Source organism: Cupriavidus sp. FW305-F7, from assembly GCF_058782875.1.
The window spans coordinates 63,193-83,547 of sequence record NZ_JBYSYC010000023.1 but is presented as its reverse complement, the minus strand read 5'-3'; the positions used below and the strand labels follow the sequence as shown (position 1 = coordinate 83,547).

Below are 20,355 nucleotides of genomic sequence, written 5' to 3'. Positions count from 1 at the left end.
AGGGCGCTGTGCAACATCAGGCTGCCATGCCCGGATTGCCGTCCATGCCGCGCACGCGCGGCAGGTTCAGCGGGCGGGCGCTGACTTCCTTCGTGCTGCGCAGCCACTGCGCCATCACGTCCCAGATCGGGGCGCCGCCGGCCTGGCGCGCCTCTTCGGCCACCGGGGCCCAGCCCGCCACCTTGTAGGTCTTGCCGGCTTCCAGCGGCTTGCCGCCCAGGCGCATGTCGCTGATGCGCTTGCCCATGCCGGCGGTCGGATCGATGGTGTACTGCAGCCCACCCACGCGAACCATGTCGCCGCCCTGCTGGTAGTACGGGTCGGGGTTGAACAGGTTGTCGGCCACGTCTTCCAGGATGGTCTTGATGGTCTCGCCGCTCATTTGCGCCACCGTGGTGTACGGGTAGGTGATGGCGGTCTGGTCCATCAGGTGTTCCATGGTGATGGCCTCGCCCGGCAGCAGCGTGGTGCCCCAGCGGAAGCCCGGCGAGAACGCGATCTGCGCGCCCTGGGCCTGCATCAGGCCGTCCAGGATCAGCTGGTCGAAGGTGCCGTTGAAGTTGCCGCGGCGGTACAGCAGGCCGCGGTTGACGGCCAGCACTTCGCCCAGTTTTTGCTCATAGGGCGCGCGAACCTTCTTGATCAGCGCGTCCATGGCAGGGTCGGCCAGCAGGTAGTTGGCGAACACCGGCAGCAGCCGGTAGCGGAAGTCCGCGACCTTGCCGCCCTTCACGTCAAAGTCCAGCACGCCGAGGAACTTGCCGTTGGAGCCGGCATTGGTCACCAGCGTGGTGCCGCCGGCATTCTTCACCGGCACCGGCGCCGGCATGCCGTCATGGGTGTGGCCGCCCAGGATGGCGTCGAGCCCGCGCACGCGCGAGGCCAGCTTGAGGTCCACATCCATGCCGTTGTGGGACAGCAGCACCACCGCCTGCGCGCCCTTGCCGCGCGCTGCGTCGATGACCTGCTGCAGGTTCTCTTCCTGGATGCCGAAGGTCCAGTCCGGCACGAAGTAGCGCGGATTGGCAATGGGCGTGTACGGGAAGGCCTGGCCGATGATGGCCACCGGCACGCCGTTGATCTCGCGGATCACATACGGATCGAACACCGGATCGCCGAAATCGTTGGTCTTGATGTTCTGCGCCAGGAAGGCGACCTTGCCCTTGAAGTCCTTGTCGACGATCTCCTTGACGCGGTCCGCGCCGAGGGTCATTTCCCAGTGCGGGGTCATCACGTCCACCCCCAGCGCCAGTGCGGCATCGACCATGTCCTGGCCTTTGGTCCACAGCGCGGTGGCCGAGCCCTGCCAGGTATCGCCGCCGTCCAGCAGCAAGGCGCCCGGCCGGCCCGCCTTCAGCCGTTTCACCAGCGTGGCCAGGTGCGCAAACCCGCCGACCTTGCCATAGCGGCGCGCGGCCTCGTTGAAATCCAGGTATGTGAACGCATGCGCCTGCGGCGTGCCGGGGCGGATGCCGTACTGGCGCAGCAGCGCGTCGCCGACCAGGTGCGGCGGCTTGCCAGCATAGTCGCCGATGCCGAGGTTGACATTGGGTTCGCGGAAGTACACCGGCCGCAGTTGCGCATGGCAGTCGGTGAAATGCAGCAGGTGGACGTTGCCAAAGCGCGGCAGGTCGTACATGGCCTCGGCGGCCTGCGCGGCGTGCGCGTCTTGATGGGGGAACGTCATGCCGCCGGCGCCGGCAATGGCCAGCACCTGCAGGAACTCGCGTCGGTTCATGTCTCTTCCTGGAATTGGCGGTGGCGGTCGGCCCGTGGCGCGAGCGTCCGCCATCGCCTAGCTATGGCCGCGCGTACCGCTCCAGCGCCGCCACGTCGTCTTCAAGCACTTCGCCCACTTCCTTCTGCACCACGCGGCCACGCGCGTCGATCACGTACAACTCCGGCAGCCCCTTGCGCTTGCCGAACACGGCCTGCAGCGCGGGCGAATCCATCGTCGCCGGGAAGGTGTAGCCGCGCTTCTTCATGTAGTCGGCGGCCTCGCGTGGATCCTTGTCGATGCTGATGGTCAGCACCTGCAGCGTGCCGCGCGTGCGTTCATGGAGCTTCTGCAGGCGCGGGTTCTGCATCGCGCAGAAAGGGCACCACGAGGCCCAGTACTCGACCACCAGCGGCTTGCCGGCCAGCGCGGCGGCGCTGAGGGTGCGGCCGTCGAGCGTGCGCACGTCGGGCAGGCGCACGGTGTCGCCCACCTCCAGCGCTGCCGCGCCTGCTGCAGCGCCGGCCAGGCTGAAAGCCAGCAGCCAGCGCAGCAACACGGCAGGCGCGCGCATCGGCCTTACTGGTTGACCGGCGAGGCCGGGTCGAGCAGCAGCGCCATCACGTCGCGGATCTGGGCTTCGGTCAGGATGCCCTTGTGGCCGAAGCGCGGCATGTTGGAGCAGGCGGCGTAGGCGCTGGAGTCCCAGATCTTGCCCCAGGTGTACTTGATGACCTCCTGCGAGTTGCCGCGCAGCTTGCCGTACTGGTACAGCGACGGACCGATATTGCCGAACGAGATCTCGGCCTTGGTCATCTGGTGGCAGGCGTAGCAATTGCCGCCGTTGGTGCCGCCGACCTGGTCGGTGAACTGCATGCCGCGGCCGTTCTGGGCGACCTTTTCGCCTTCCTTCCAGTCGCCCAGCCATTTGTCTTCGGCGGGGTATTTCACCTGCTTGAGCTCGGCGGCTTCGATCTTCCTGGCAAGCTTTGCCGGCACCTTGGTGCGGTCCGGGTACTGGCTGCAGGCCTGCTGCATGCCGTCCTGGTTGAGCACGCCCTCGACCGTGACGGGGCCGCGCGACGAGAACGAGTCCTCGATCAGGTGCTTCATGTCGGCGCCGCTGACGGCGGCGGGCTTGCCCTTGGGCGTGCGGGCCTTGGTGCTGTCCTGCGCGTTGGCGCCGGTTGCCAGCAGGGTGGCCAGGGCCGCGATGGCCAGTGCCTGGTGTTGTCGTTGCATGTTGTCTCTCCCGTACTGGTCAGCGCTTCATCGCCGGGCCGTCGTAGGTCCCGCCGTTGGCGTTCTTCGCCAGGAACATGGTCAGCGCGGTGATCACGTCCGAGCCATAGGCGGGTTCGGGAAAGCGCTGCTGGCGCAGGCAGTCGTACAGGCGGTGCTGCATGGTGCGGACCTCGCCCTGCGAGACGCGGTAGGCGGGCCAGGTGGTGTAGGCCGCCTGCGCGCCCTTGTCGGTCAGCAGGTTGGGCAGGTCCTGCAGGCGGATGCGCTGGCCGTCCACTGCATGGCAGGTGGCGCAGGCAAAGTCATAGGCGCCGCCGCGGTAGAAGAACATCTTCTCGCCCAGCGCATAGGTGCGCTTTTCTTCGGGATGGCTGAGCTGCACGTTCATCTTCACGCCGCGCGACTCGCCGGTCAGGTAGGCCACCAGGCGCTCGATCTCGGACGGCTTGCCCGACGACGAGAACGGGTTCTTCGTTGCCTCTTCCTTGGTCAGCCCCTGCAGCGTCATGCGGCAGTAAGCCAGCCGCTGCTCCAGGTCCATCACCTTGCTGGCGTCCTTGAAGTAGCGCGGCAGCTCGGCGTAGGCGCCCTTCGTCACGCCCGGGCCCTTGCCCAGGTCACACTGTTCCAGCGAGACGTTCTTCGGGCCGGCCGGCTTCTTCCACAGCTCTTCGCCGGCGGCTTCCCACAACTCGGCGGGATTGCCTTCGGCCAGCATCTGGCGGTACTTGGCGATTTCTTCGGCGGTGCTGCCCTGCGCATGCACGGCGGCGGCAGAGGCCACCGCAGCGGTGGCCGCCGCGGCCAGCGCGGCGCGCCGGGCCAGGCTTCGGATGGTGTTCATGGGGCTTCTCCTCGCGACCTCGCACCGTGGCGGGCCGTTCTCTCTCTTGTTGCCGGAAGCTACGCCGCCCGGCTCAGGGCTTGATATAGGCGTAGCCTTCTTCGGCCTGCAGGCGCGCAATCTCGACCACGCCGGCCGGTACCACTTTGGCTTCCATCAACAGGCTCGATTCCGGGATCTTGCGCGCCGTCAGCGTATTGCGGCACACGCGGAACTCCACCCCGGCCGAGGCCAGCGCGCCCACCGGGCCGTCAAAGGTGTTGCCGCGCGCATCTTTGGCGCCTTCGACCAGGAAATCGATGCCGTAGCCGAACGCGACCACCACGATCTTCGTTCCCGGCGCGCCGTTCAGGTGGTTGCGCAGGTTGCCCATCGCGCGCACCGCCTGGTCGATGCCTTCGGACAGCTGGTACACCACCTTCACGCGCCCGCCCTTGCCGGCGGACGGGGCAGCCTGCGCCGCCGCCCTGGCGCTCAGGCCGATGGCGGCCAGTGCCGCCGATGCTCGAATAAATGCTCGCCGCATGTTGTTCCTTCCCGCCGGGCCAGTCCCGGCATCCGTCCCGAACCTTAGCAGAGGACGGCATGGCCTGCCGGCCGCGGAACGGCTGTCAGGCGATGGTCGCTTCGTCGGTGCGCTTGTCGCCCTTGTTGTCGATCCAGGTCACGGCGACCTTGTCGCCCTTGGCGCCGCCCTTGAACTTGAAGTTCAGGAACGGGTCCTTCGACACCGCCGGTCCGAACTGGGCGCGGAACACTTCCTTGCCCTTGCACTGGGCGGTCACGGACTGGATATGCCAGGCCGGCACGACCTTGCCGGACGCGTCCTTGCGCTGGCCGGTTTCCATGTCGTGCTTCATCAGAATCTTGACGTCAACCACGCCGCCGTTTTCGGTGGCGCGTACGCGCATCGGGTCTGCCATGTGTTTCTCCTGTTGCAGTTTGGGAATCTCGATCCGGGGCGCGGCGTCAGCCGCCGCAGCCGCCCAGCGTGACCTTGATTTCCTTCGATGCCACGTACCACTTGCCGCCGGCCTTGACCGCGGCATGCACGACCGAGGTCTGGCCCATCTTCACGCGCGTGGAGACGAACGGCTCCGTGCCGGCCGGGATGACGAAGTCGGCGGCCAGCGTGTTGGGGTTCTTTTCCACCAGGATCGCGATCTGCTCGGTATCCGGGATGGTGCTGGTCACGGCCACCGGCACCACGGCGCCGTTCTCGGCGATATCGGGGGCGGTGAAGGTGATGGCGGTGCTTTTCTCGGTGCCGCTGCCGCCCAGCGCCTTGATCACGTCGGCAACGCTCTTGCCGTCAAAGGCGTTCTTGTTCCACTCGGCCGCCTGCGCTTCGCTGATCAGGCCGGTGGCGGCCATCAGCGACAGGACAGCGGTGACCCGCAGCACTTCTCGTCGTTTGGAATTCATTCTTTGCTCTCCGGCTACTCCGTTCCAGTCGGTCGATGACCGCTTCGGGGATCTTCATGCGGCCGGTACATGGCCGGCCGCTGGTCTGTCCTGGCCGCGCGGCATTCACCGCCCGGCCTGGTGCATCGGCGGACTGCCCGCCTGGTCGGTCAGGCTTACTTGGCCGGGGCGCCAGCCAGCACCCACTCGACCACGGTCTTCAGGTCGGCGTCGCTGACCGCCGCATTGGCGGGCATCGGCACCGGGCCCCAGACGCCCGAGCCACCGCTCTTGACCTTCTTGGTCAGGGTCGCGAGGGCGTTCTTGTCGCCCTTGTACTTGGCGGCCACGTCCTTGTAGGAAGGACCGACCAGCTTCTTGTCGACCTGGTGGCAACCCATGCAGGCGTTCTTGTTGGCGATCTCCTGTGCCTTGGCGGCATCGACCGCGTGGGCCGATGCGGCGGCGCCGAGCATCAGCGCTGCGATGACAAACTGCTTCATTGTTAAGCTCTCCAAACTCTGTAAAGCCGTGGGGACGGCAAAGGCCGCTGGGTCGTACTGCAATGGCTTCGCGGCACACACTGGCCGCCGCCCGGGGGCACTGCGGTGGCCAGTCCGCTATTTTGCCTCAAGAATCCAGCCCACCATGGCCTGCACGTCCGAATCCGGGATCTGCGGCTGCGGCGGCATCGGCACGCTGCCCCATGCGCCCTGCCCGCCCGCCTTGACCTTGCGCGCCAGCGCGGCATGCGCGTCCTGGCCCTTGTACTTGCCGGCGATGTCGGCAAAGGACGGCCCCACCAGCTTGCGGTCCATCGCGTGGCAGGCCATGCACTGGTACTGGCCGGTGAGGCGCGCGCCCGGCGCGCCCGGTTCCGAAGACGCTGATGCAGCACTTTTCGATGCGGCATTGCCCGCGGCCACGCCGCGCACCGGGCCGAAGGCCCGCTGCTGCTGCGCCAACTCGCCATGGGCATCGCGAGCATAGTCCGGTATCGACGAGGCAATCACCACCTTGCCGGTACAGTCCTTCATGCAGGCCGTATTGCGCGTGTCCGGGCGGCCGCGCCCCGGCCACAGGCCGTGGCCGGTGGTCATGCCGTCGCGGTTGGGCATGCGCCGCTGGACCTCGGCGATATTGGCGTCAGACAGCGTGAAGTCGGCCGGGACGATCTCGCCCAGGTGCAGCATATAGGCGGTGACGGCGTAGACGTCGCTCACGCTCAGGCTCTTGGGCACATTCCACGGCATGGCACGGTGGATGTAGTCCCACAGCGTGCTGACGGTGCTGACCTTCATCAGCGTGGTGCGGTACGGCTGGTTGCCGGTCATGCCGGCCACGCGGCCGCGCCTGATGTCTTCGGCCGTGGTGCCGCCGACCAGCGGCGAGAACACCTCGTTGGATTCACCGAAGTCGCCGTGGCACGACGCGCACTTGCCGTCCCAGACCTTCTGCCCCTGCGCCACCGTGCCGCTGCCCCTGGGCAGGCCCTGGAAGTCCGGGCGCACGTCGATGTCCCACGCGGCGACTTCGGCGGGCGAAGCGGTGCGGCCAAGCGCCGCGCGCGCGTCGGCCGTGCCTGCCCAGGCCGGGGCGGCGCTGACGGCTGCCAGCACCAGGGCAGCGGCGGTCCTGAACTCAGCCCACATGGACATTGGACACCTCGCCGCCTGCTGCCACCTGCCAGCTCTGGATCGCGTTGTTATGGTAGATCGAGCGCGTGCCGCGCACCGCGCGCAGCTGCCCCAGCTTCGGCTGCACGTAGCCGGTGTCGTCGATGGCGCGGCTTTGCAGGATGGCGGGGCCGCCGTCCCAGACCCAGTCCAGGTTGAAGCGCGTCAGGCACTTGGACAGCACCGGCGCCTCCAGCCGCGCGGTGCGCCAGTTGCGCCCGCCGTCGGTCGAGACATCGACACGCCTGATGCGCCCGCGCCCCGACCACGCCAGCCCGCTGATGTTGTAGAAGCCCTTGCCCACCAGCTGCTGCCCGCCCGAAGGCGTGGTGATGACCGACTTGCACTCCTGGATCGAGGTGTACTGGCGCAGCTTGCCGTCCGGCATCATGTCCACGTAGTGGATGGTCTCGTCCTTGGCGTTCCAGGGCTGGTCGCCCAGCTCCAGCCGGCGCAGCCACTTGACCCACGACACTCCCTGCACGCCCGGCACCACCAGGCGCAGCGGATAGCCGTTCTCGGGGCGCAGCATTTCGCCGTTCATGCCCCAGGCGACGATGATCTCGTCGGCCAGCTCCATCGGGATGGTGCGCGTCATCGACGAGCCATCGCCACCTTCGGCCAGCAGGTAGCGGCCGCGGCGCAGGTCGGCGCCGGCATCGTCCAGCAGCACCCGCAGCGGCACGCCGGTGAACTCGCAGCACGACAGCATGCCGTGGGTGTACTGGACCGTGGGCACGGCCACATTGCCCCATTCCATGCCGGTATTGGCGCCGCATTCGATGAAGTGCATGCGCGACACCGCCGGCAGGCGCATCAGGTCGTCCATGGTGTAGACGCGCGGCGTGCGCACCAGGCCGTTGAGCATCAGGCGGTGACGGGCCGGGTCGATATCGTGCCAGCCCTGGTGGTGGCGCTCGAAATGCAGGCCGTTGGGCGTGATGATGCCGAAGAAGCCCTGCAGCGGCGCGAAGGCCACCGAAGCGGCAGAGACGCGCGTCAGGCCCGGCGACTCGCGCCGGACCAGGTTTTTCTCATGCACGGAGGGCTGCCCGTACGGGCGTGCCGCCACCGGCTGGCCGAGCGAGGTGGCCCAGGGCTGCGGCTGCAGGATGGCGGGATCGCCGTCGGCCGCCAGCGCCTGGCGGCCCGCCGTGGCGGCGGCAATCCCCGCGGCCGCGCCCAGGAAGCTCTTTCGCAGGAAGTCGCGCCGCGGCGCGTCCAGGCCGTGCCGGCCGATGTCCTGCTGCAGCGATGCGCTGACGAAGTGCTCGGGCGCGGGCACGATGCGCCCGGGCCGGTTCCGTTCCTGCAAATCAGTCTCCTCCGGCGCGCTCGCCACGGTCCTATGGACCGGTCGGCGTGCCTGTTATCGGGCCGCTGCAACGGGTGCGGCAGCGATCCGTTTGCCGGAAGAGCTGAGCTAGCCAGCGGTGCGCCGCCTGCGCGCCGGGGCTTCGGGTGCCGGCTGTGCCATGAAGCGGTCGACCACGCCGGAGGACAAGGCGCTGTCCTCCAGCCGGCTCGCCACCTGCACGCAGACCGTGCGGCACAGCTCGATCACGCTTTCGTCCGCAATGGCATAAAACACCAGGTTCGCCTCCTTGCGGCGCGACAGCACGCCCGAGCGGTACATCGCGTTGAGATGCCGCGACACATTGGTCTGCGACGAACCCACCGTCTCGACCACCGTGCTGACCGGCTTCTCGCCATCGCACAAGGCGTGCAGGATCTTCAGCCGCGTCGGCTCCGCCAACAGGCTGAAGTAGCCCGATACCTTTTCGAATACGCGATCCAGCTCTTCCATGGCATCCAATATATTCGTATATGCGTGAATGCGCATATAGTGTTTACCCACTGATGCAGCACAGCATAAGCGCGGCGGGCGGATCAGCGGCGCGCCAGCGCCCTGCCCGCCCACAGGCGCTGGCCGAACACGTTGAGCAGCAGCCCGGCCATCACCACTGCCGCGCCCGCCCACTGCGCGCCGGAAAGGTCCTCGCCCAGCAGCACATGCGCCGACACCAGCCCCACCACCGGCACCAGCAGCGTTAGCGGCGCCACCTGGCTGGCCGGGTAGCGCGTCAGCAGGCGGCCCCACATGGTGTAGCCGAACACCGTCGCCGCAAAGGCCAGGTAGGCCACGGCGAACACGGCCATGCCCGACACATGGGTGACGCTCTGCATGATGCGCGCCGGGCCCTCGACCCACAGCGACAGCAGCGCGAACGGCACGATCGGGATCAGCGCGCCCCAGATCACCAGCCCCAGCAGGTCGACCGGGCCGATCTTCTTGCTGACGATATTGCCGCTGGCCCAGCAGAACGCCGCGCACAGCGTCAGCACGAAGCCCGCCACGCTCATGCCGCCAGCGCTGCCGGCACCGGCTCCGATCAGGGCCAGCCCGCCCGCCGCCACTGCCATGCCCGCAATGTTGTGCCAGCGCACCGGCTCGCCCAGCCACAGCGCCGCAATGGCCAGCGTGAAGAAGGCCTGCGACTGCAGCACCAGCGAGGCCAGTCCGGCCGGCATGCCGACCGCCATGGCGTAGAACAGGAAGGCGAACTGGCCCAGGCTGATGGTGACGCCGTAGGCCAGCAGCAGCCGCCACGGCACGCGCGGGCGCGGCACGAAGAAGATCGCCGGGAACGCCACCAGCAGAAAGCGCAGCGCACCCAGCAGCATCGGCGGCATGCCCGCTAGGCCAACCTTGATCACGACGAAGTTGACGCCCCAGACGCAGACAATGGCGAGGGCGAGGAGACGGTCTCTGGCTTGCATGAGGGGGCTGGGGGTGCGGCCCGGCGCAGTGCCGGACAAAACCCATAGGGTAGCAGCCCGCGGCCTTCGGGGCATGGCTCGCGCCTGCCGCGCGGCAGGGCGAGCCGTCCTGCCCCTACCCCAGCATCTCCGCCCAGATGCCCTTTGCCCACGCCAGCGCGTAGTCGCCTTCGAGCTGGTTCGGCGCCTCCGACAACCCGCCCGATCCCGGCACCGTGACCATGGTCTTCTGCGCCGCGTCATAGCGGTGCACGCTGGCCACATGCACCGCCTCGCGGTCGGAGGTGAAGCTGTAGCAGGTGTTGTTGTAGAGCGGCTGCGGGTCAGGTGCCCGGCCCGACAGCAGCGCGACCATGGCCGCGGCCGCGACCTTGCCGTGCTGGTTGGCCATATGGCCCGACTTGGGCATCAGCGGCGCGATCTGGATGGCATCGCCGATCACGTGGATATTGGCCGCGGCGCGCGACTCGAAGGTGACGAAGTCCACCTCGCACCACTTGCCATTGGCCGTGGCCAGCCCCGCCGACACCGCGATCGCGCCGGCGCGCTGGGGCGGCAGCACGTTGAGCACATCGGCGCGCTCGTCGTCCTGCACGTCGAACTTGAGCGTGCGCGTGGCGGGGTCCACATCCACCGCGTTGAACTGCGGCCGGTATTCCACCAGGCCGGGGTACTGCGACGCCCACACCTTGCGGAACAGCCCGGCCTTGGAGGTGATGTCGGGGTTGGCATCGAGGATCAGCACCTTGCTGCGCGGCTTGTGCTGCCTGAAGTAGTACGCCACCTGGCAGGCGCGCTCGTACGGTCCCGGCGGGCAGCGGTACGGCGCCAGCGGGATGGTGATGACATAGGTGCCGCCGTCCGGCATGGCCTCCAGCTGGCGGCGCAGCGCCACGGTCTGTGGGCCGGCCTTCCAGGCGTGCAGGACCTGGTCGCCGCCGGGCTGCTTCAGCCCGGGCAGCGCATCGCTCATCATCTCGACGCCCGGCGACAGCAGCAGGCGGTCGTACGGCAGCGTGGAGCCGCCCGCTAGGCGCACGGTCCGCTTGGCCGGGTCGATGGCCACGGCGGTATCGCGCACCAGCCGCACGCCGTGGCGGCGCACCAGCGCGTCGTACGGCAAGGTCAGGTCCGCCAGCTGCCGGCTGCCGCCGAGCACCAGGTTCGACAGGGGGCAGGAGACAAAGGCCGGATTGGGTTCGACCAGCGTGACCTCGATCGCCTGTCCGCTCCACTCGCGCAGGTAGCGGGCGGCGGTGGCGCCGCCGTAGCCGCCACCCACCACCACCACCTTGGCCGGCGACGCGGCGCGTGCCGCCCCGACCCCGACCGAACCCAGTACTGCGGCGCCCGCGGCGCCCAGGAAGCTTCGTCTTTGCATGGTAGTCCCCCGCTGTCAGCGCACCGCGGCGAACCACGCCGTGATGGCCGCGATCTGGTCGTCGCTGTAGCCCTTGGCAATCTGGTGCATCACCGTGGCCGGCCGCGTGCCGGCTTTGAAGGCCTGCATCTGCGCGGCCAGTTCCGCCTGCGGGCGGCCGGCCAGCGGCGGGATCGTGCTGCCCGCTGGCGCCCGCCCGGCGGGGCCGTGGCAACTGGTGCAGGCAGCGGCCTGGCTGCGCGCACGCAGCGCGGCATCGGTGGCAGGGGCGGCGCTGTCTGCCGGCAGCGCCGGCCGGGCGCCGCACAGCGCCGCGGCCAGCAGCGCCAGCCGCAGCAACACAGCGGGCCGGGGGAAGATTGTCATGGTCTCGCTCCGTGTGGGGGCCGGCGCTGGACTCCGCTGGGGGCGGCCGGCGTGGCAACCGTAGCACATCGGGCGGGGCGGTGTGCGGTGAAAACCGCAGAAGGACAAACGGCGTCCGCATGAGCGGACGCCGTCGAGATCGGCCCCGGAAGCTGGACCGGGGGCGCTCAGGGCAGGTTGCGGCCCGGCGGCAGTGTCACCGGCGAAGTCACCGGTGCGGCGACCGGGCTGGTGGTCGCCGCCGTGCCAGCGGCGGCACCGGCCGGCGCATCGACCGGACCGCCCACGCCCGGCACCGACTGCACCGGCGCCGGCGTGCCGACATTGCCGTCGAACGACGGGTTCTGCGAGGTGGAAGCCGCGTCCAGGCGCGCGCGCTCGGTGTCGTTGACGTAGTCGAAGGCCTTGACCACCTTGGTCACGCCCGAGGCATTGCGCGCCACGTCGGTGGCGCGGTCGCCCTCGGCCGCGGTCACCACGCCCAGCAGGTAGACCACGCTCTTCTCGGTGGTGATCTTGATCGAGTTGGACGGCACGCCCTCGGCGGTCATCATCAGCGTCTTGACCTTGCTGGTCAGGTAGGCGTCCTGGCTCTGGGTCATGAAGCCGGGCGAGTTGACGATCTCAAGCTCGTTGATCACCACGCGCGCATTGGGCAGGCCGCGCACGTACTGTTCGATCTGCTGCTTGACGTTGTCGTTGCTGGCTTCGCCGGTCAGCAGCACCTTGCGGTTGAACACGGTCACGTTGACGCGTGCCTGGCCGCTGTAGCGCGAGTTGATGGTGCTCTCGGCCTCGAGCTGCAGGCCGCGGTCCACGGTCTGGGTGGCGGCCGGGCGACGGTCGGTGGCCATGGCCACGCCGGTCCCCATGGCGCCGGCGATCACGGGGAAGCAGCCGGCGAGCTGGGTGGCGCAGACCAGCACGGCCGCCGCGGCCAGGCTGGCGCGGCCCAGGCCGGCGGTGCGGGAAGGATGGCGCGCGCCGGCGCCGTTCCGGGGGGCTTGCGTAGTGGGCAGGTTCGTCATGCGGTCCTTGCTGTGGCTGGATGTTGGGAATGGGAGGAAGGCAGGATCAGGCTTCCCCGAGCAGTGCCTCGTCGATGCCGTCGCACAGGCAATGCAGGGTCAGCAGGTGCACTTCCTGGATGCGCGCGGTGCGCTCGCTCGGCACGCACAGGTGGATATCGAATTCATCGAGCAGGCCGGCAATGGTGCCGCCGCCCTTGCCGGTCAGCGCAATCACGGCCATCTCGCGCTGCCGCGAGGCTTCGATGGCGGCGATCACGTTGGCCGAATTGCCCGAGGTGGAAAGCGCCAGCAGGATGTCGCCGGGCTGGCCCAACGCCTCGACCTGCTTGGAAAACACCTTGCTGAAGTCATAGTCGTTGCCGATCGCGGTCAGGATCGAGCTGTCGGTGGTCAGTGCGATCGCGACCAGGCCCGGGCGCTCGCGCTCGAAGCGCCCGACCAGTTCGGCGGCAAAGTGCTGCGCATCGGCTGCGGAGCCGCCGTTGCCGCAGGCCAGGATCTTGTTGCCGCTGGTCAGCGCGCCGACCATGCGTTCCACGGCGGCGTCGATATAAGGGGCCATCACCGCCGCAGCCTGTCGCTTGGTCTCGGCGCTGTCTAGAAACTGTTGCTGGATACTGTCGATACTCATGGCTCTGGGGGCCTTGTTGTTGCCATTGCGATCCGCGGATCGTACCTCAGGGTCTGCCGCGGATATGAAACAGCCCCGGCGGCATTCTGGTCAAAGGCATGCTGCAGCCAGTCCAGCCGGCCGGGTTCCAGGGCCACCACGTCGAAGCGGCACGGCGGCACCTGCGCCAGCGTGGCCAGGTAATGCGCGGCCGCCAGCAGCACGCGGCGCTGCTTGGCCGGCGTGACGCTGGCGGCAGCGCCGCCGAAGCCCCTGCCGCTGCGCCGGCGCACCTCCACGAACGCCAGCGTGCCGTCCGGCGCCCGCATGACCAGGTCGATCTCGCCGCCTTTGCAGCGATAATTGCGAACCACGGGCTCCAGGCCCTGGCGCCGCAGGTGTGCCAGGGCCCGGTCCTCCGCCTGCGCACCGCGTAGCTGTGTGGTTTGCAACTGCGTGGTGGATTTGAATGATCGCATCAACGGAAGTTCTCAAGCATGAGTGACTGGATCTCCCTGGCGGCCAGCCAGTCCTACCCGGCCGGCACCCTTTATGTCGTGGCCACGCCCATCGGCAACGTCGCCGACCTGTCGCTGCGCGCGCTGCATGTGCTCGGCCTGGCCGACGCCGTGGCCTGCGAAGACACCCGCAATACCGGCCAGCTGCTGTCGCGCGTGGGCCTGCAGCGGCCGCTGGTGGCCGTGCACGAGCACAACGAGCGCGAGGCCGCGGTCCGCATCGCGGCGCGCCTGGCGGCCGGCGAGCGCATCGCCTACGTCTCGGATGCCGGTACGCCGGGCATCTCCGACCCGGGTGCGCGCCTGGTCGAGGCGGTGCGCGCCGCCGGCCATCCGGTGGTGCCGTTGCCCGGGCCCAGTGCCGCGGTGGCCGCGCTGTCGGTGGCGGGCGACATGCTCGATGCCGGCGAGGGCCGCTTCACCTTTGTCGGCTTCCTGCCCAACAAGCCCAAGGCGCGCACCGAGGCCATCGCCCGGCTGGCGGCGCTGGACCACGCCTGGGTCTGCTACGAGGCGCCGCACCGCATTGCCGACACGCTGGCCGCGCTGGCCGCGGGCCTGCCAGGCGAGCGCCGGCTGCTGGTCGGGCGTGAACTGACCAAGCTGTTCGAGGACATCGCGGTGCTGCCAGTGGCGCAGGCGCCGGCCTGGCTGGCCGCCGACCCGAACCGGGCCAAGGGGGAATTCGTGCTGGTGGTGGAAGGCGCTGGCGTCGCAACGGCCGCGGACGGCTTGCCGGATGCCGAAGCCCAGCGCGTGCTGGCGCTGCTGCTGGCGGAGCTGCCGGCCAAGCGCGCCGCCAAGCTCGCGGCCGCCATCACCGGCGCCGGCACCGATGCGCTCTACCAGCTGGCGCTGGCGCAGCGCGCGGGGCAGGCAGAGGACTGACGCGGCCCGCGCGTGGTCCCGGGATGGGGAGGAGGAAGGTAAAGCGGAGGTGTCAGCGCGCGGCGGCATGCGGCGGCGCTGCGCTGGTCAGCGCCGTGTGCGCTTGACGGTCTTGCCGCTGGCCCTGGTCCACTTGCGCGCCTTGGCGGGCGCCAGCGAATTGGCCAGTTCCGGCACGGATACGTCGTCGTCGCCGCTGCCGTCGCCGGCCTCGGTGCCGCCGGCCTCGACCTGCGGACCCAGCGCGGCCACTTCGGTGCGCGTCAGGCGGCGGATTTCAACGTTGGTGGCGCCGCGGTCGACGAAGCCGAGGCGGCGCGCAGCGCCGAAGGACACGTCCAGTACGCGGTTGCCGTGGTACGGCCCGCGGTCATTGATGCGCAGCACTGCTACCTTGTTATTGCGCAGGTTGCGCACCAGCACCCAGCTGTCGAGCGGCAGCGAAGGATGGGCGGCGGTCATGGCGCGCATGTCGAAGCGTTCGCCGTTGGCGGTCTTGCGGCCGTGGAAGCCCTTGCCGTACCAGGACGCGACGCCGCGCTGCTCGAACGTGCCGATGTCGGCGCGCAGGCCTTCCAGCGAGCTGCCGCTGCGGCCTTCGTCCGCGTCATAGCCGAACAGGTTCCAGCTGCCGCTGTCCGAGGCACGCGCGGACTTGTCGGCGTCGGTGCGATCGGTCCTGCCGGCCTTGCCGCTCTTCGTCGCGCGCGTGGGCACGGCGCCTGCGTTGTCGTTGCTTGCGTGGTCGCCTTCAGGGGGCGTGGCACAGGCGGCCAGCACCACGGCGCATGCGGTGCATGCGCCGAGCTTGGCAAGCCGTTGCCAGCGCTTGGCGAGAGCGGAGATCCGTAACATGGGCGGCAGTCTAACATTGACTCTTTACGACTATCTCTTTCAATTTGTTACGAAGTCTGTGCGATTTCGCACCATCGTGGCCTATCTGCCCGGAATCCCGCTTGTGGCAAGGGATTTCCGCCCGAGACGGGGCTTTCGCACGGGTAACGCATAAAGCACGCGGCTTGCCTTGCGGGCGGTGAATCGCCGCCCGGCGCTACAATGCTGGGCACCGCCCGCCGTTCGTGCGGGCCAGTCCGTGGCGCCCGGCCAGAAGGCGCCCGGCGCACAAGAAATCGTCCATGAAAGCCCTGCTCATTCCCGTCACGCCCTTCCAGCAAAACTGTTCGCTGCTGATCGATGAAAGCACCGGCCGCGCCGCGGTCTGCGATCCCGGCGGCGACCTGGATCGCATCCGCGCGGCGGTCAAGGAGCAAGGCGTCACGCTGGAAAAGATCTTCCTGACACATGGCCATGTCGATCACTGCGCCGGCGCCGCGGCGCTCGCGCGCGAGCTGGGCATCCCGATCGAAGGCCCGCAGCAGGACGAGCGCTTCTGGATCGAGCAGCTGCCCGAACAGACGCGCCGCTTCGGCTTCGGCCAGGCCGAGAGCTTCGAGCCAGACCGCTGGCTGGAGAACGGCGACACCGTGCAGTTCGGCAACGAGACGCTGGAGGTCTACCACTGCCCCGGCCACACGCCCGGCCACGTGGTGTTCTTCTCGCGCGCAAACCGGCTGGCGGTGGTGGGCGACGTGCTGTTCGCCGGCTCGATCGGCCGCACCGACTTCCCGCGCGGCAACCACGCCGACCTGATCCGCTCGATCCGCACGCGGCTGTGGCCGCTGGGGGAGGACGTAACCTTCATCCCCGGCCACGGCCCGGTCTCGACCTTCGGCGAAGAGCGTCGCAACAACCCCTACGTGGCTGACCATCTGATCGACGTGGGCTGACGCCATGGCCAAGCGACAGGCGCCCGACACCCGCCCGGAGATCTACGTCAGCACCGACGTGGAGGCCGACGGCCCGATCCCGGGCCCGCATTCGATGCTGTCGTTCGCGTCCGCGGCGATGCTGGCGGACAAGACCGTGGTGGGCACGTTTTCCGCCAACCTTGAGACCCTGCCCGGCGCCGCCGGCCACCCGGTGCAGATGCAGTGGTGGCAGACCCAGCCCGAGGCCTGGAGCGCCTGCCGGCGCGACCTGCAGCGGCCCGAGGACGCCATGGTCCGCTATGTCGAATGGGTCGAGAGCCTGCCCGGCAAGCCGGTCTTCGTGGCCTTCCCGGCCGGCTTCGATTTCACCTGGATGTTCTGGTACATGATGCGGTTCGCCGGGCGCTCGCCCTTTGGCTGGGCCGCCCTCGACATCAAGACGCTGGGCTTTGCGCTGACCGGGCGCCCCTATCGCAAGACCGTCAAGGCGGCCTTCCCGGCCGCCTGGATGGATCCGCTGCCGCACACCCATGTGGCGCTGGACGATGCGCTCGAACAGGGTGCGCTGTTCTGCAACATGCTGGCTACGCTACGTGAGCGCGAGGCCGCACTGGCCAGCCTGATGCCCGACGAGGAAACGGACGGTAGCGAGCCCTCACCTTCGCCCGGGCAACCCTGAATCGGTTGCTGCGCCGCGGCAGCCCCGGCGGCACGCCCCTTGCAGGCTTGCGTTAGCATCTGACGCCAGCGCGCCTATAGTAGAAGCGGATATGGCGTACCGGGCGAAACGAGCCACAGACTATCCGGCGCACTTGCGCAGCCACGCCATATGCCATTTGAGCCATGTTGCCCGGATCGCGCGGCGCCTGCCGAGGAGGTGTCGATCATGCGTTTTCATACCGACCTGCACTTGAGAGACCTGGCCGGCCGGATTCATTGGCCGCATGCCACGCGGGGCGCCACACCCATTACCCATCGCCACACCTCGGATGAGGACGCCGAAGTCGCCAAGGCCACGCTATACGTCAGCACGGTGACGCTGGTGGTGCTGCTGGTCGTGCTTGCGGCCATCGCTTTCGGTCAGGAGGCCATGCACTGGCTGGGTGTTCATTAGACGACCCGCCTGAAGCTGTTTGCCTCAAGCACCGGCCGGCCCCCACAACGTGGGGGCCGGTTTTATTTGGGGCCGTGCATTGGCTGGCTCAGGCCAGCAGCGGTGCCACGTTCTCGGGCGGCCGGCCGATCGCGGCGTGGCGGTTGCGCACCACCACCGGACGCTGCAGCAGGATCGGGTTGTCAGCCACGGCCGCCAGCAGCTCGGCCTCGGTCAGGCCGGGATCGGCCAGGCCCAGCTCGGCATACGGCGCTTCGTTGTCGCGCAGCATCTCCCGCACCGGCACGCCCAGCATGGTGTGCAACTGGCGCAGCGTGGCCAGCGACGGCGGCTCTTTCAGGTATTCCACGATTTCCACCGGTTCGCCCAGCCGCTCGCTGGCGGCCTGGACCAGGGCGAGCGTTTCGCGCGACTTGGAGCAGCGGGGGTTGTGGTAGATGGTGATCATGGCAGGGTCCTTTCTTGTCGTTGCCGTGCCTCGCCCCGGGGCGTTGGCACTAATGCGGTGCAAATCAATCCGCACTATATACAAGACACCGGCCCTCGCGCAGGATCACGCTGGTGCATGTGCCCGGCACGCATCCTGCGTTGCCCCAAGTCCTTGCATAGGGCGCCATTCCCGATGACTTCCACTACCCTTTCCGCCACGACGCCGTCCGCCGGCACGCGCAAACCCTTTACCCTGCGCGACGCCACGCCCGCCGACGTCCCCGCCATCCACGCCATCTACGCGCACCATGTGCTGCACGGCCGCGCCTCGTTCGAGGAAGCGCCGCCGGGCCTGGACGAGATGCAGCAGCGTTTTGCCGAAGTGCAGCGCAAGGGCCTGCCCTACCTGGTCGCCGTGCGCGACGGCGAGGTGCTGGGCTATGCCTATGCCTCGTCCTACCGCGCGCGCAGCGCCTACCGCTTTGCCATCGAGGACTCGATCTATATCGACCACCGCCGCGTCGGCGAGGGCCTGGGCCAGGCCCTGCTGGCCGAACTGGTCGCCCGCTGCGAGACCGGTCCCTGGCGCCAGATGGTCGCCGTGATCGCCTGCACCGCCGGCGGCGAAGGTGCCGGTTCGCTGGCCGTGCATGAGCGGCTGGGCTTTCGCACTGTCGGCCGGCTGGAGGCGGTGGGGTTCAAGCATGGGCAGTGGATCGACACGGTGCTGATGCAACGGGTGCTGGGGGCGGGGGCGATGACGCTGCCGGGATAAGAGACTTTTCCGTTGTTGCGGCAGACGAGTCTGCTTGAGCGATGGGATGGCAGTCTGAAGAATGGCTATGGTCAGAGCACCTCATCGGAACCTGCCCATGCCCAAGAAAACTGACTTCACCATTACGCTGGATGCAAAGCTCAAATTCGCATTCCTGCAGGCGATCGAGGTTGAACAGCGTCCCGCTTCGGATGTAATCGCTGACCTGATGCTCGTGTACTGGAGTTTTGCGAGCATGTCTACGATGACGACGACTACCTGCGCGCCAAAGTTGAAGCAGGCAGAGCGAGCATCCGAGCTGGGGAAGGAATACCTCACGAGCGAGTCGAAGCCGAGTTCGCGGCCTGGCGGGCGGAAATACTGCCGAGTCCCGGAATGTCAGACTCGAAGTGAGCGGCGGGATCAATCCCATCCCGCCCGCATCAAACAAAAACGCCACGGATTCCTCCATGGCGTCTTGCGCAGCAAAGCCCGGCGCCTGCCGGCGCCCAAGCCTTACTTCATTAGGTCCGACAGCGCCAGCGCCACCACCTTGGTAGCGCGGTTCAGGTCGTTCAGGCGCAGGTTCTCGTCCGAGTTATGGCCGCGGGCTTCCATCAGCGTGCGTGGGCCGGCGCCGTACAGCACGGTCGGGATGCCGCGCTTGGTGTAGTGACGGGCGTCGGTGTAGAGCGGCACGCCTTGCACCGGGATCTCCACGCCGAACACGGACTCGGCACGGCTCTTCAGGGCGCCGATCAGCTTTTCCACGCCCGGCAGTTCCGACAGCGGCTCGGCCAGGATGATGCGCTCGACCTTCACTTCGATGCCCGGACGGTCCTTGGCGGCCTTTTCCACCACGGCGCGGATCTCGCCTTCGGCGTCGAAGCCGATTTCCTCGGGGATCATGCGGCGGTCGACGCGGAAGGTCACCAGGTCAGGCACTACGTTGGTGTTGATGCCGCCCTTGATCAGGCCCACGTTCAGCGTGGCGGTGTCGATGCCCGGCACCTTGGACTTGCGCGTGGCCAGCTCGGCACGCAGGCCGTAGATGGCTTGCAGGATGTGGGTGGCGGCTTCGATCGCGTCCACGCCGGTGTGCGGCATGGCGGCGTGGCCCTGCTTGCCCTTGACCGTCACTTCGACGTGCAGGCAGCCGTTGTGCGACGAGGTGATGCCATACGAGAAGCCGGCCGAGATGGCGTAGTCGGCCTTGCTCAGGTTGTTGTCGAGCAGGAACTTGGGACCGATGTCGCCGCCGGTTTCCTCGTCATAGGTGAACTGCAGCTCGACCGCGCCGTTGATCGTTGCGCCCTGCTTCTCGGCCTCCATCAGCGCCAGCACGGCGTAGGTGTAGGTGGCGAAATCCGACTTGGACACCGCCACGCCGCGGCCGTACATGACCGGGCCGTGCTCGCTGTCTGCCACTTCGCCGCCGTACGGGTCCTTGGTCCAGCCCAAGCCCGGGGGCACCACGTCACCGTGGGCGTTCATGGCGATGGTCGGGCCGCCCGTGCCGAACTGCTTGCGCACGACCAGGTTGGTGGCGCTGATCATGCCGGCTGCCTTCACCAGCTCGTCCGGCACCTTGTGCGCCTCCACCGTGAAGCCCAGCCCCTCCAGCAGCTCCTTGGCGCGCTTGCCATGGGCGTCGCAGTCGCCTGCGGGGTTGTCCGAGGGAACCTTGACCAGTTCGGCCAGGAAGGCTTCCTGTTCCGGACGGTGCTGGTCGATGAATTGCGTCAGCGTGGTTTCAGTCGGGTTCATATTGTCTCGTGCGGTCATGACTTGTTCTCTTAACTACGGAGGAGGGTTCGGGTGGGTTCCG

At 68.3% G+C, this 20,355-nt stretch carries 25 protein-coding genes; 5 read left to right on the top strand and 20 right to left on the bottom strand.

All coding sequences use genetic code 11. The annotated features are described in order from the left end of the window. Window positions 1–16: 16 nt before the first annotated feature. The 17 genes from soxB to AC3WL8_RS21530 form a co-directional block, all read right to left on the bottom strand. Window positions 17–1,738 carry a thiosulfohydrolase SoxB gene (gene soxB / locus AC3WL8_RS21610; protein ID WP_492378776.1) on the bottom strand — a complete coding sequence of 574 codons (1,722 nt, stop codon included), beginning with the start codon at window positions 1,736–1,738 and terminating at the stop codon, window positions 17–19. Between the two features lie 61 nt (window positions 1,739–1,799). After that, window positions 1,800–2,291 carry a TlpA family protein disulfide reductase gene (locus AC3WL8_RS21605; RefSeq protein WP_492378775.1) on the bottom strand — a complete coding sequence of 164 codons (492 nt, stop codon included), beginning with the start codon at window positions 2,289–2,291 and terminating at the stop codon, window positions 1,800–1,802. A 5-nt stretch (window positions 2,292–2,296) separates the two neighbouring features. Then, entirely contained in the window at window positions 2,297–2,959 is a 663-nt protein-coding gene (gene soxX / locus AC3WL8_RS21600) for a sulfur oxidation c-type cytochrome SoxX (protein ID WP_013958315.1), read from the bottom strand. A gap of 19 nt (window positions 2,960–2,978) precedes the next feature. Continuing rightward, complete coding sequence (gene soxA, locus AC3WL8_RS21595) at window positions 2,979–3,806, bottom strand: sulfur oxidation c-type cytochrome SoxA (RefSeq protein ID WP_153954255.1); 828 nt, start codon at window positions 3,804–3,806, stop codon at window positions 2,979–2,981. 73 nt (window positions 3,807–3,879) lie between these two features. Continuing rightward, entirely contained in the window at window positions 3,880–4,332 is a 453-nt protein-coding gene (locus AC3WL8_RS21590; RefSeq protein WP_013958317.1) for a DsrE family protein, read from the bottom strand. A gap of 85 nt (window positions 4,333–4,417) precedes the next feature. Further along, window positions 4,418–4,729, bottom strand: a complete 312-nt coding sequence (gene soxZ, locus AC3WL8_RS21585) for a thiosulfate oxidation carrier complex protein SoxZ (RefSeq protein ID WP_013958318.1) — start codon at window positions 4,727–4,729, stop codon at window positions 4,418–4,420. 46 nt (window positions 4,730–4,775) lie between these two features. After that, window positions 4,776–5,231, bottom strand: a complete 456-nt coding sequence (gene soxY / locus AC3WL8_RS21580; protein WP_013958319.1) for a thiosulfate oxidation carrier protein SoxY — start codon at window positions 5,229–5,231, stop codon at window positions 4,776–4,778. A gap of 155 nt (window positions 5,232–5,386) precedes the next feature. After that, window positions 5,387–5,713: a c-type cytochrome gene (locus AC3WL8_RS21575; protein WP_013958320.1), complete on the bottom strand. Its 327-nt coding sequence runs from the start codon at window positions 5,711–5,713 to the stop codon at window positions 5,387–5,389. Window positions 5,714–5,830: 117 nt separating this feature from the next. Continuing rightward, entirely contained in the window at window positions 5,831–6,868 is a 1,038-nt protein-coding gene (locus AC3WL8_RS21570; RefSeq protein ID WP_211980401.1) for a c-type cytochrome, read from the bottom strand. Further along, window positions 6,852–8,201 (bottom strand): sulfite dehydrogenase, encoded by a 1,350-nt coding sequence (gene soxC, locus AC3WL8_RS21565; RefSeq protein WP_153954253.1) that lies wholly within the window; start codon window positions 8,199–8,201, stop codon window positions 6,852–6,854. The genes AC3WL8_RS21570 and soxC overlap by 17 nt, the downstream gene beginning before the upstream one ends. A gap of 108 nt (window positions 8,202–8,309) precedes the next feature. Beyond that, the gene (locus tag AC3WL8_RS21560; RefSeq protein ID WP_013958323.1) at window positions 8,310–8,729 is read right to left on the bottom strand and encodes an ArsR/SmtB family transcription factor; all 420 of its coding nucleotides are present in this window, start codon (window positions 8,727–8,729) and stop codon (window positions 8,310–8,312) included. A 47-nt stretch (window positions 8,730–8,776) separates the two neighbouring features. Then, window positions 8,777–9,667 (bottom strand): EamA family transporter, encoded by an 891-nt coding sequence (locus AC3WL8_RS21555; protein ID WP_211980402.1) that lies wholly within the window; start codon window positions 9,665–9,667, stop codon window positions 8,777–8,779. Window positions 9,668–9,782: 115 nt separating this feature from the next. Continuing rightward, a complete protein-coding gene (locus AC3WL8_RS21550) occupies window positions 9,783–11,048 on the bottom strand; it encodes an FCSD flavin-binding domain-containing protein (RefSeq protein WP_492378774.1) in 1,266 nt (421 codons plus the stop codon). A 15-nt stretch (window positions 11,049–11,063) separates the two neighbouring features. Next, window positions 11,064–11,414, bottom strand: a complete 351-nt coding sequence (locus tag AC3WL8_RS21545) for a c-type cytochrome (protein ID WP_013958326.1) — start codon at window positions 11,412–11,414, stop codon at window positions 11,064–11,066. Between the two features lie 167 nt (window positions 11,415–11,581). Continuing rightward, the gene (locus tag AC3WL8_RS21540) at window positions 11,582–12,442 is read right to left on the bottom strand and encodes a BON domain-containing protein (protein WP_013958327.1); all 861 of its coding nucleotides are present in this window, start codon (window positions 12,440–12,442) and stop codon (window positions 11,582–11,584) included. Between the two features lie 46 nt (window positions 12,443–12,488). Further along, on the bottom strand, window positions 12,489–13,076 hold the full coding sequence (locus AC3WL8_RS21535) for a phosphoheptose isomerase (RefSeq protein ID WP_492378773.1): 588 nt from the start codon (window positions 13,074–13,076) through the stop codon (window positions 12,489–12,491). Continuing rightward, the gene (locus tag AC3WL8_RS21530; RefSeq protein ID WP_492378772.1) at window positions 13,073–13,534 is read right to left on the bottom strand and encodes a YraN family protein; all 462 of its coding nucleotides are present in this window, start codon (window positions 13,532–13,534) and stop codon (window positions 13,073–13,075) included. Before AC3WL8_RS21530 ends, AC3WL8_RS21535 begins: the two co-directional genes overlap by 4 nt. 18 nt (window positions 13,535–13,552) lie before the next feature. On the opposite strand from AC3WL8_RS21530, the gene rsmI reads away from it, so the two are divergent. Next, window positions 13,553–14,461: a 16S rRNA (cytidine(1402)-2'-O)-methyltransferase gene (rsmI, locus tag AC3WL8_RS21525; RefSeq protein ID WP_153954249.1), complete on the top strand. Its 909-nt coding sequence runs from the start codon at window positions 13,553–13,555 to the stop codon at window positions 14,459–14,461. Window positions 14,462–14,548: 87 nt separating this feature from the next. Here the strand turns inward: rsmI and AC3WL8_RS21520 are convergent, their stop codons facing one another. Beyond that, window positions 14,549–15,316: a septal ring lytic transglycosylase RlpA family protein gene (locus AC3WL8_RS21520; protein ID WP_194946812.1), complete on the bottom strand. Its 768-nt coding sequence runs from the start codon at window positions 15,314–15,316 to the stop codon at window positions 14,549–14,551. A gap of 281 nt (window positions 15,317–15,597) precedes the next feature. On the opposite strand from AC3WL8_RS21520, the gene AC3WL8_RS21515 reads away from it, so the two are divergent. The 3 genes from AC3WL8_RS21515 to AC3WL8_RS21505 all read left to right on the top strand — a co-directional run bounded on the left by AC3WL8_RS21515 (window position 15,598) and on the right by AC3WL8_RS21505 (window position 17,344). Further along, complete coding sequence (locus AC3WL8_RS21515) at window positions 15,598–16,248, top strand: MBL fold metallo-hydrolase (RefSeq protein WP_013958332.1); 651 nt, start codon at window positions 15,598–15,600, stop codon at window positions 16,246–16,248. A gap of 4 nt (window positions 16,249–16,252) precedes the next feature. Further along, window positions 16,253–16,909: an exonuclease gene (locus AC3WL8_RS21510; protein ID WP_492378771.1), complete on the top strand. Its 657-nt coding sequence runs from the start codon at window positions 16,253–16,255 to the stop codon at window positions 16,907–16,909. Between the two features lie 207 nt (window positions 16,910–17,116). Next, complete coding sequence (locus AC3WL8_RS21505; RefSeq protein WP_010812133.1) at window positions 17,117–17,344, top strand: hypothetical protein; 228 nt, start codon at window positions 17,117–17,119, stop codon at window positions 17,342–17,344. An 88-nt stretch (window positions 17,345–17,432) separates the two neighbouring features. On the opposite strand, the gene arsC is transcribed toward AC3WL8_RS21505, so the two are convergent. Further along, a complete protein-coding gene (arsC, locus tag AC3WL8_RS21500) occupies window positions 17,433–17,792 on the bottom strand; it encodes an arsenate reductase (glutaredoxin) (protein WP_492378770.1) in 360 nt (119 codons plus the stop codon). Window positions 17,793–17,966: 174 nt separating this feature from the next. On the opposite strand from arsC, the gene AC3WL8_RS21495 reads away from it, so the two are divergent. Beyond that, window positions 17,967–18,548, top strand: coding sequence for a GNAT family N-acetyltransferase (locus AC3WL8_RS21495; RefSeq protein ID WP_013958335.1), 582 nt, complete (start codon window positions 17,967–17,969; stop codon window positions 18,546–18,548). A 495-nt stretch (window positions 18,549–19,043) separates the two neighbouring features. On the opposite strand, the gene AC3WL8_RS21490 is transcribed toward AC3WL8_RS21495, so the two are convergent. Further along, on the bottom strand, window positions 19,044–20,312 hold the full coding sequence (locus tag AC3WL8_RS21490) for a M20/M25/M40 family metallo-hydrolase (RefSeq protein ID WP_013958336.1): 1,269 nt from the start codon (window positions 20,310–20,312) through the stop codon (window positions 19,044–19,046). Window positions 20,313–20,355 lie beyond the last annotated feature (43 nt).

Bases quoted from the DNA above. Each gene is read 5' to 3' on its own strand.
- soxB (WP_492378776.1), bottom strand. From the start codon at position 1,738: ATGAACCGACGCGAGTTCCTGCAGGTGCTGGCCATTGCCGGCGCCGGC.
- AC3WL8_RS21605 (WP_492378775.1), bottom strand. From the start codon at position 2,291: ATGCGCGCGCCTGCCGTGTTGCTGCGCTGGCTGCTGGCTTTCAGCCTG.
- soxX (WP_013958315.1), bottom strand. From the start codon at position 2,959: ATGCAACGACAACACCAGGCACTGGCCATCGCGGCCCTGGCCACCCTG.
- soxA (WP_153954255.1), bottom strand. From the start codon at position 3,806: ATGAACACCATCCGAAGCCTGGCCCGGCGCGCCGCGCTGGCCGCGGCG.
- AC3WL8_RS21590 (WP_013958317.1), bottom strand. From the start codon at position 4,332: ATGCGGCGAGCATTTATTCGAGCATCGGCGGCACTGGCCGCCATCGGC.
- soxZ (WP_013958318.1), bottom strand. From the start codon at position 4,729: ATGGCAGACCCGATGCGCGTACGCGCCACCGAAAACGGCGGCGTGGTT.
- soxY (WP_013958319.1), bottom strand. From the start codon at position 5,231: ATGAATTCCAAACGACGAGAAGTGCTGCGGGTCACCGCTGTCCTGTCG.
- AC3WL8_RS21575 (WP_013958320.1), bottom strand. From the start codon at position 5,713: ATGAAGCAGTTTGTCATCGCAGCGCTGATGCTCGGCGCCGCCGCATCG.
- AC3WL8_RS21570 (WP_211980401.1), bottom strand. From the start codon at position 6,868: ATGTCCATGTGGGCTGAGTTCAGGACCGCCGCTGCCCTGGTGCTGGCA.
- AC3WL8_RS21560 (WP_013958323.1), bottom strand. From the start codon at position 8,729: ATGCGCATTCACGCATATACGAATATATTGGATGCCATGGAAGAGCTG.
- AC3WL8_RS21555 (WP_211980402.1), bottom strand. From the start codon at position 9,667: ATGCAAGCCAGAGACCGTCTCCTCGCCCTCGCCATTGTCTGCGTCTGG.
- AC3WL8_RS21550 (WP_492378774.1), bottom strand. From the start codon at position 11,048: ATGCAAAGACGAAGCTTCCTGGGCGCCGCGGGCGCCGCAGTACTGGGT.
- AC3WL8_RS21545 (WP_013958326.1), bottom strand. From the start codon at position 11,414: ATGACAATCTTCCCCCGGCCCGCTGTGTTGCTGCGGCTGGCGCTGCTG.
- AC3WL8_RS21540 (WP_013958327.1), bottom strand. From the start codon at position 12,442: ATGACGAACCTGCCCACTACGCAAGCCCCCCGGAACGGCGCCGGCGCG.
- AC3WL8_RS21535 (WP_492378773.1), bottom strand. From the start codon at position 13,076: ATGAGTATCGACAGTATCCAGCAACAGTTTCTAGACAGCGCCGAGACC.
- AC3WL8_RS21530 (WP_492378772.1), bottom strand. From the start codon at position 13,534: ATGCGATCATTCAAATCCACCACGCAGTTGCAAACCACACAGCTACGC.
- rsmI (WP_153954249.1), top strand. From the start codon at position 13,553: ATGAGTGACTGGATCTCCCTGGCGGCCAGCCAGTCCTACCCGGCCGGC.
- AC3WL8_RS21520 (WP_194946812.1), bottom strand. From the start codon at position 15,316: ATGTTACGGATCTCCGCTCTCGCCAAGCGCTGGCAACGGCTTGCCAAG.
- AC3WL8_RS21515 (WP_013958332.1), top strand. From the start codon at position 15,598: ATGAAAGCCCTGCTCATTCCCGTCACGCCCTTCCAGCAAAACTGTTCG.
- AC3WL8_RS21510 (WP_492378771.1), top strand. From the start codon at position 16,253: ATGGCCAAGCGACAGGCGCCCGACACCCGCCCGGAGATCTACGTCAGC.
- AC3WL8_RS21505 (WP_010812133.1), top strand. From the start codon at position 17,117: ATGCGTTTTCATACCGACCTGCACTTGAGAGACCTGGCCGGCCGGATT.
- arsC (WP_492378770.1), bottom strand. From the start codon at position 17,792: ATGATCACCATCTACCACAACCCCCGCTGCTCCAAGTCGCGCGAAACG.
- AC3WL8_RS21495 (WP_013958335.1), top strand. From the start codon at position 17,967: ATGACTTCCACTACCCTTTCCGCCACGACGCCGTCCGCCGGCACGCGC.
- AC3WL8_RS21490 (WP_013958336.1), bottom strand. From the start codon at position 20,312: ATGACCGCACGAGACAATATGAACCCGACTGAAACCACGCTGACGCAA.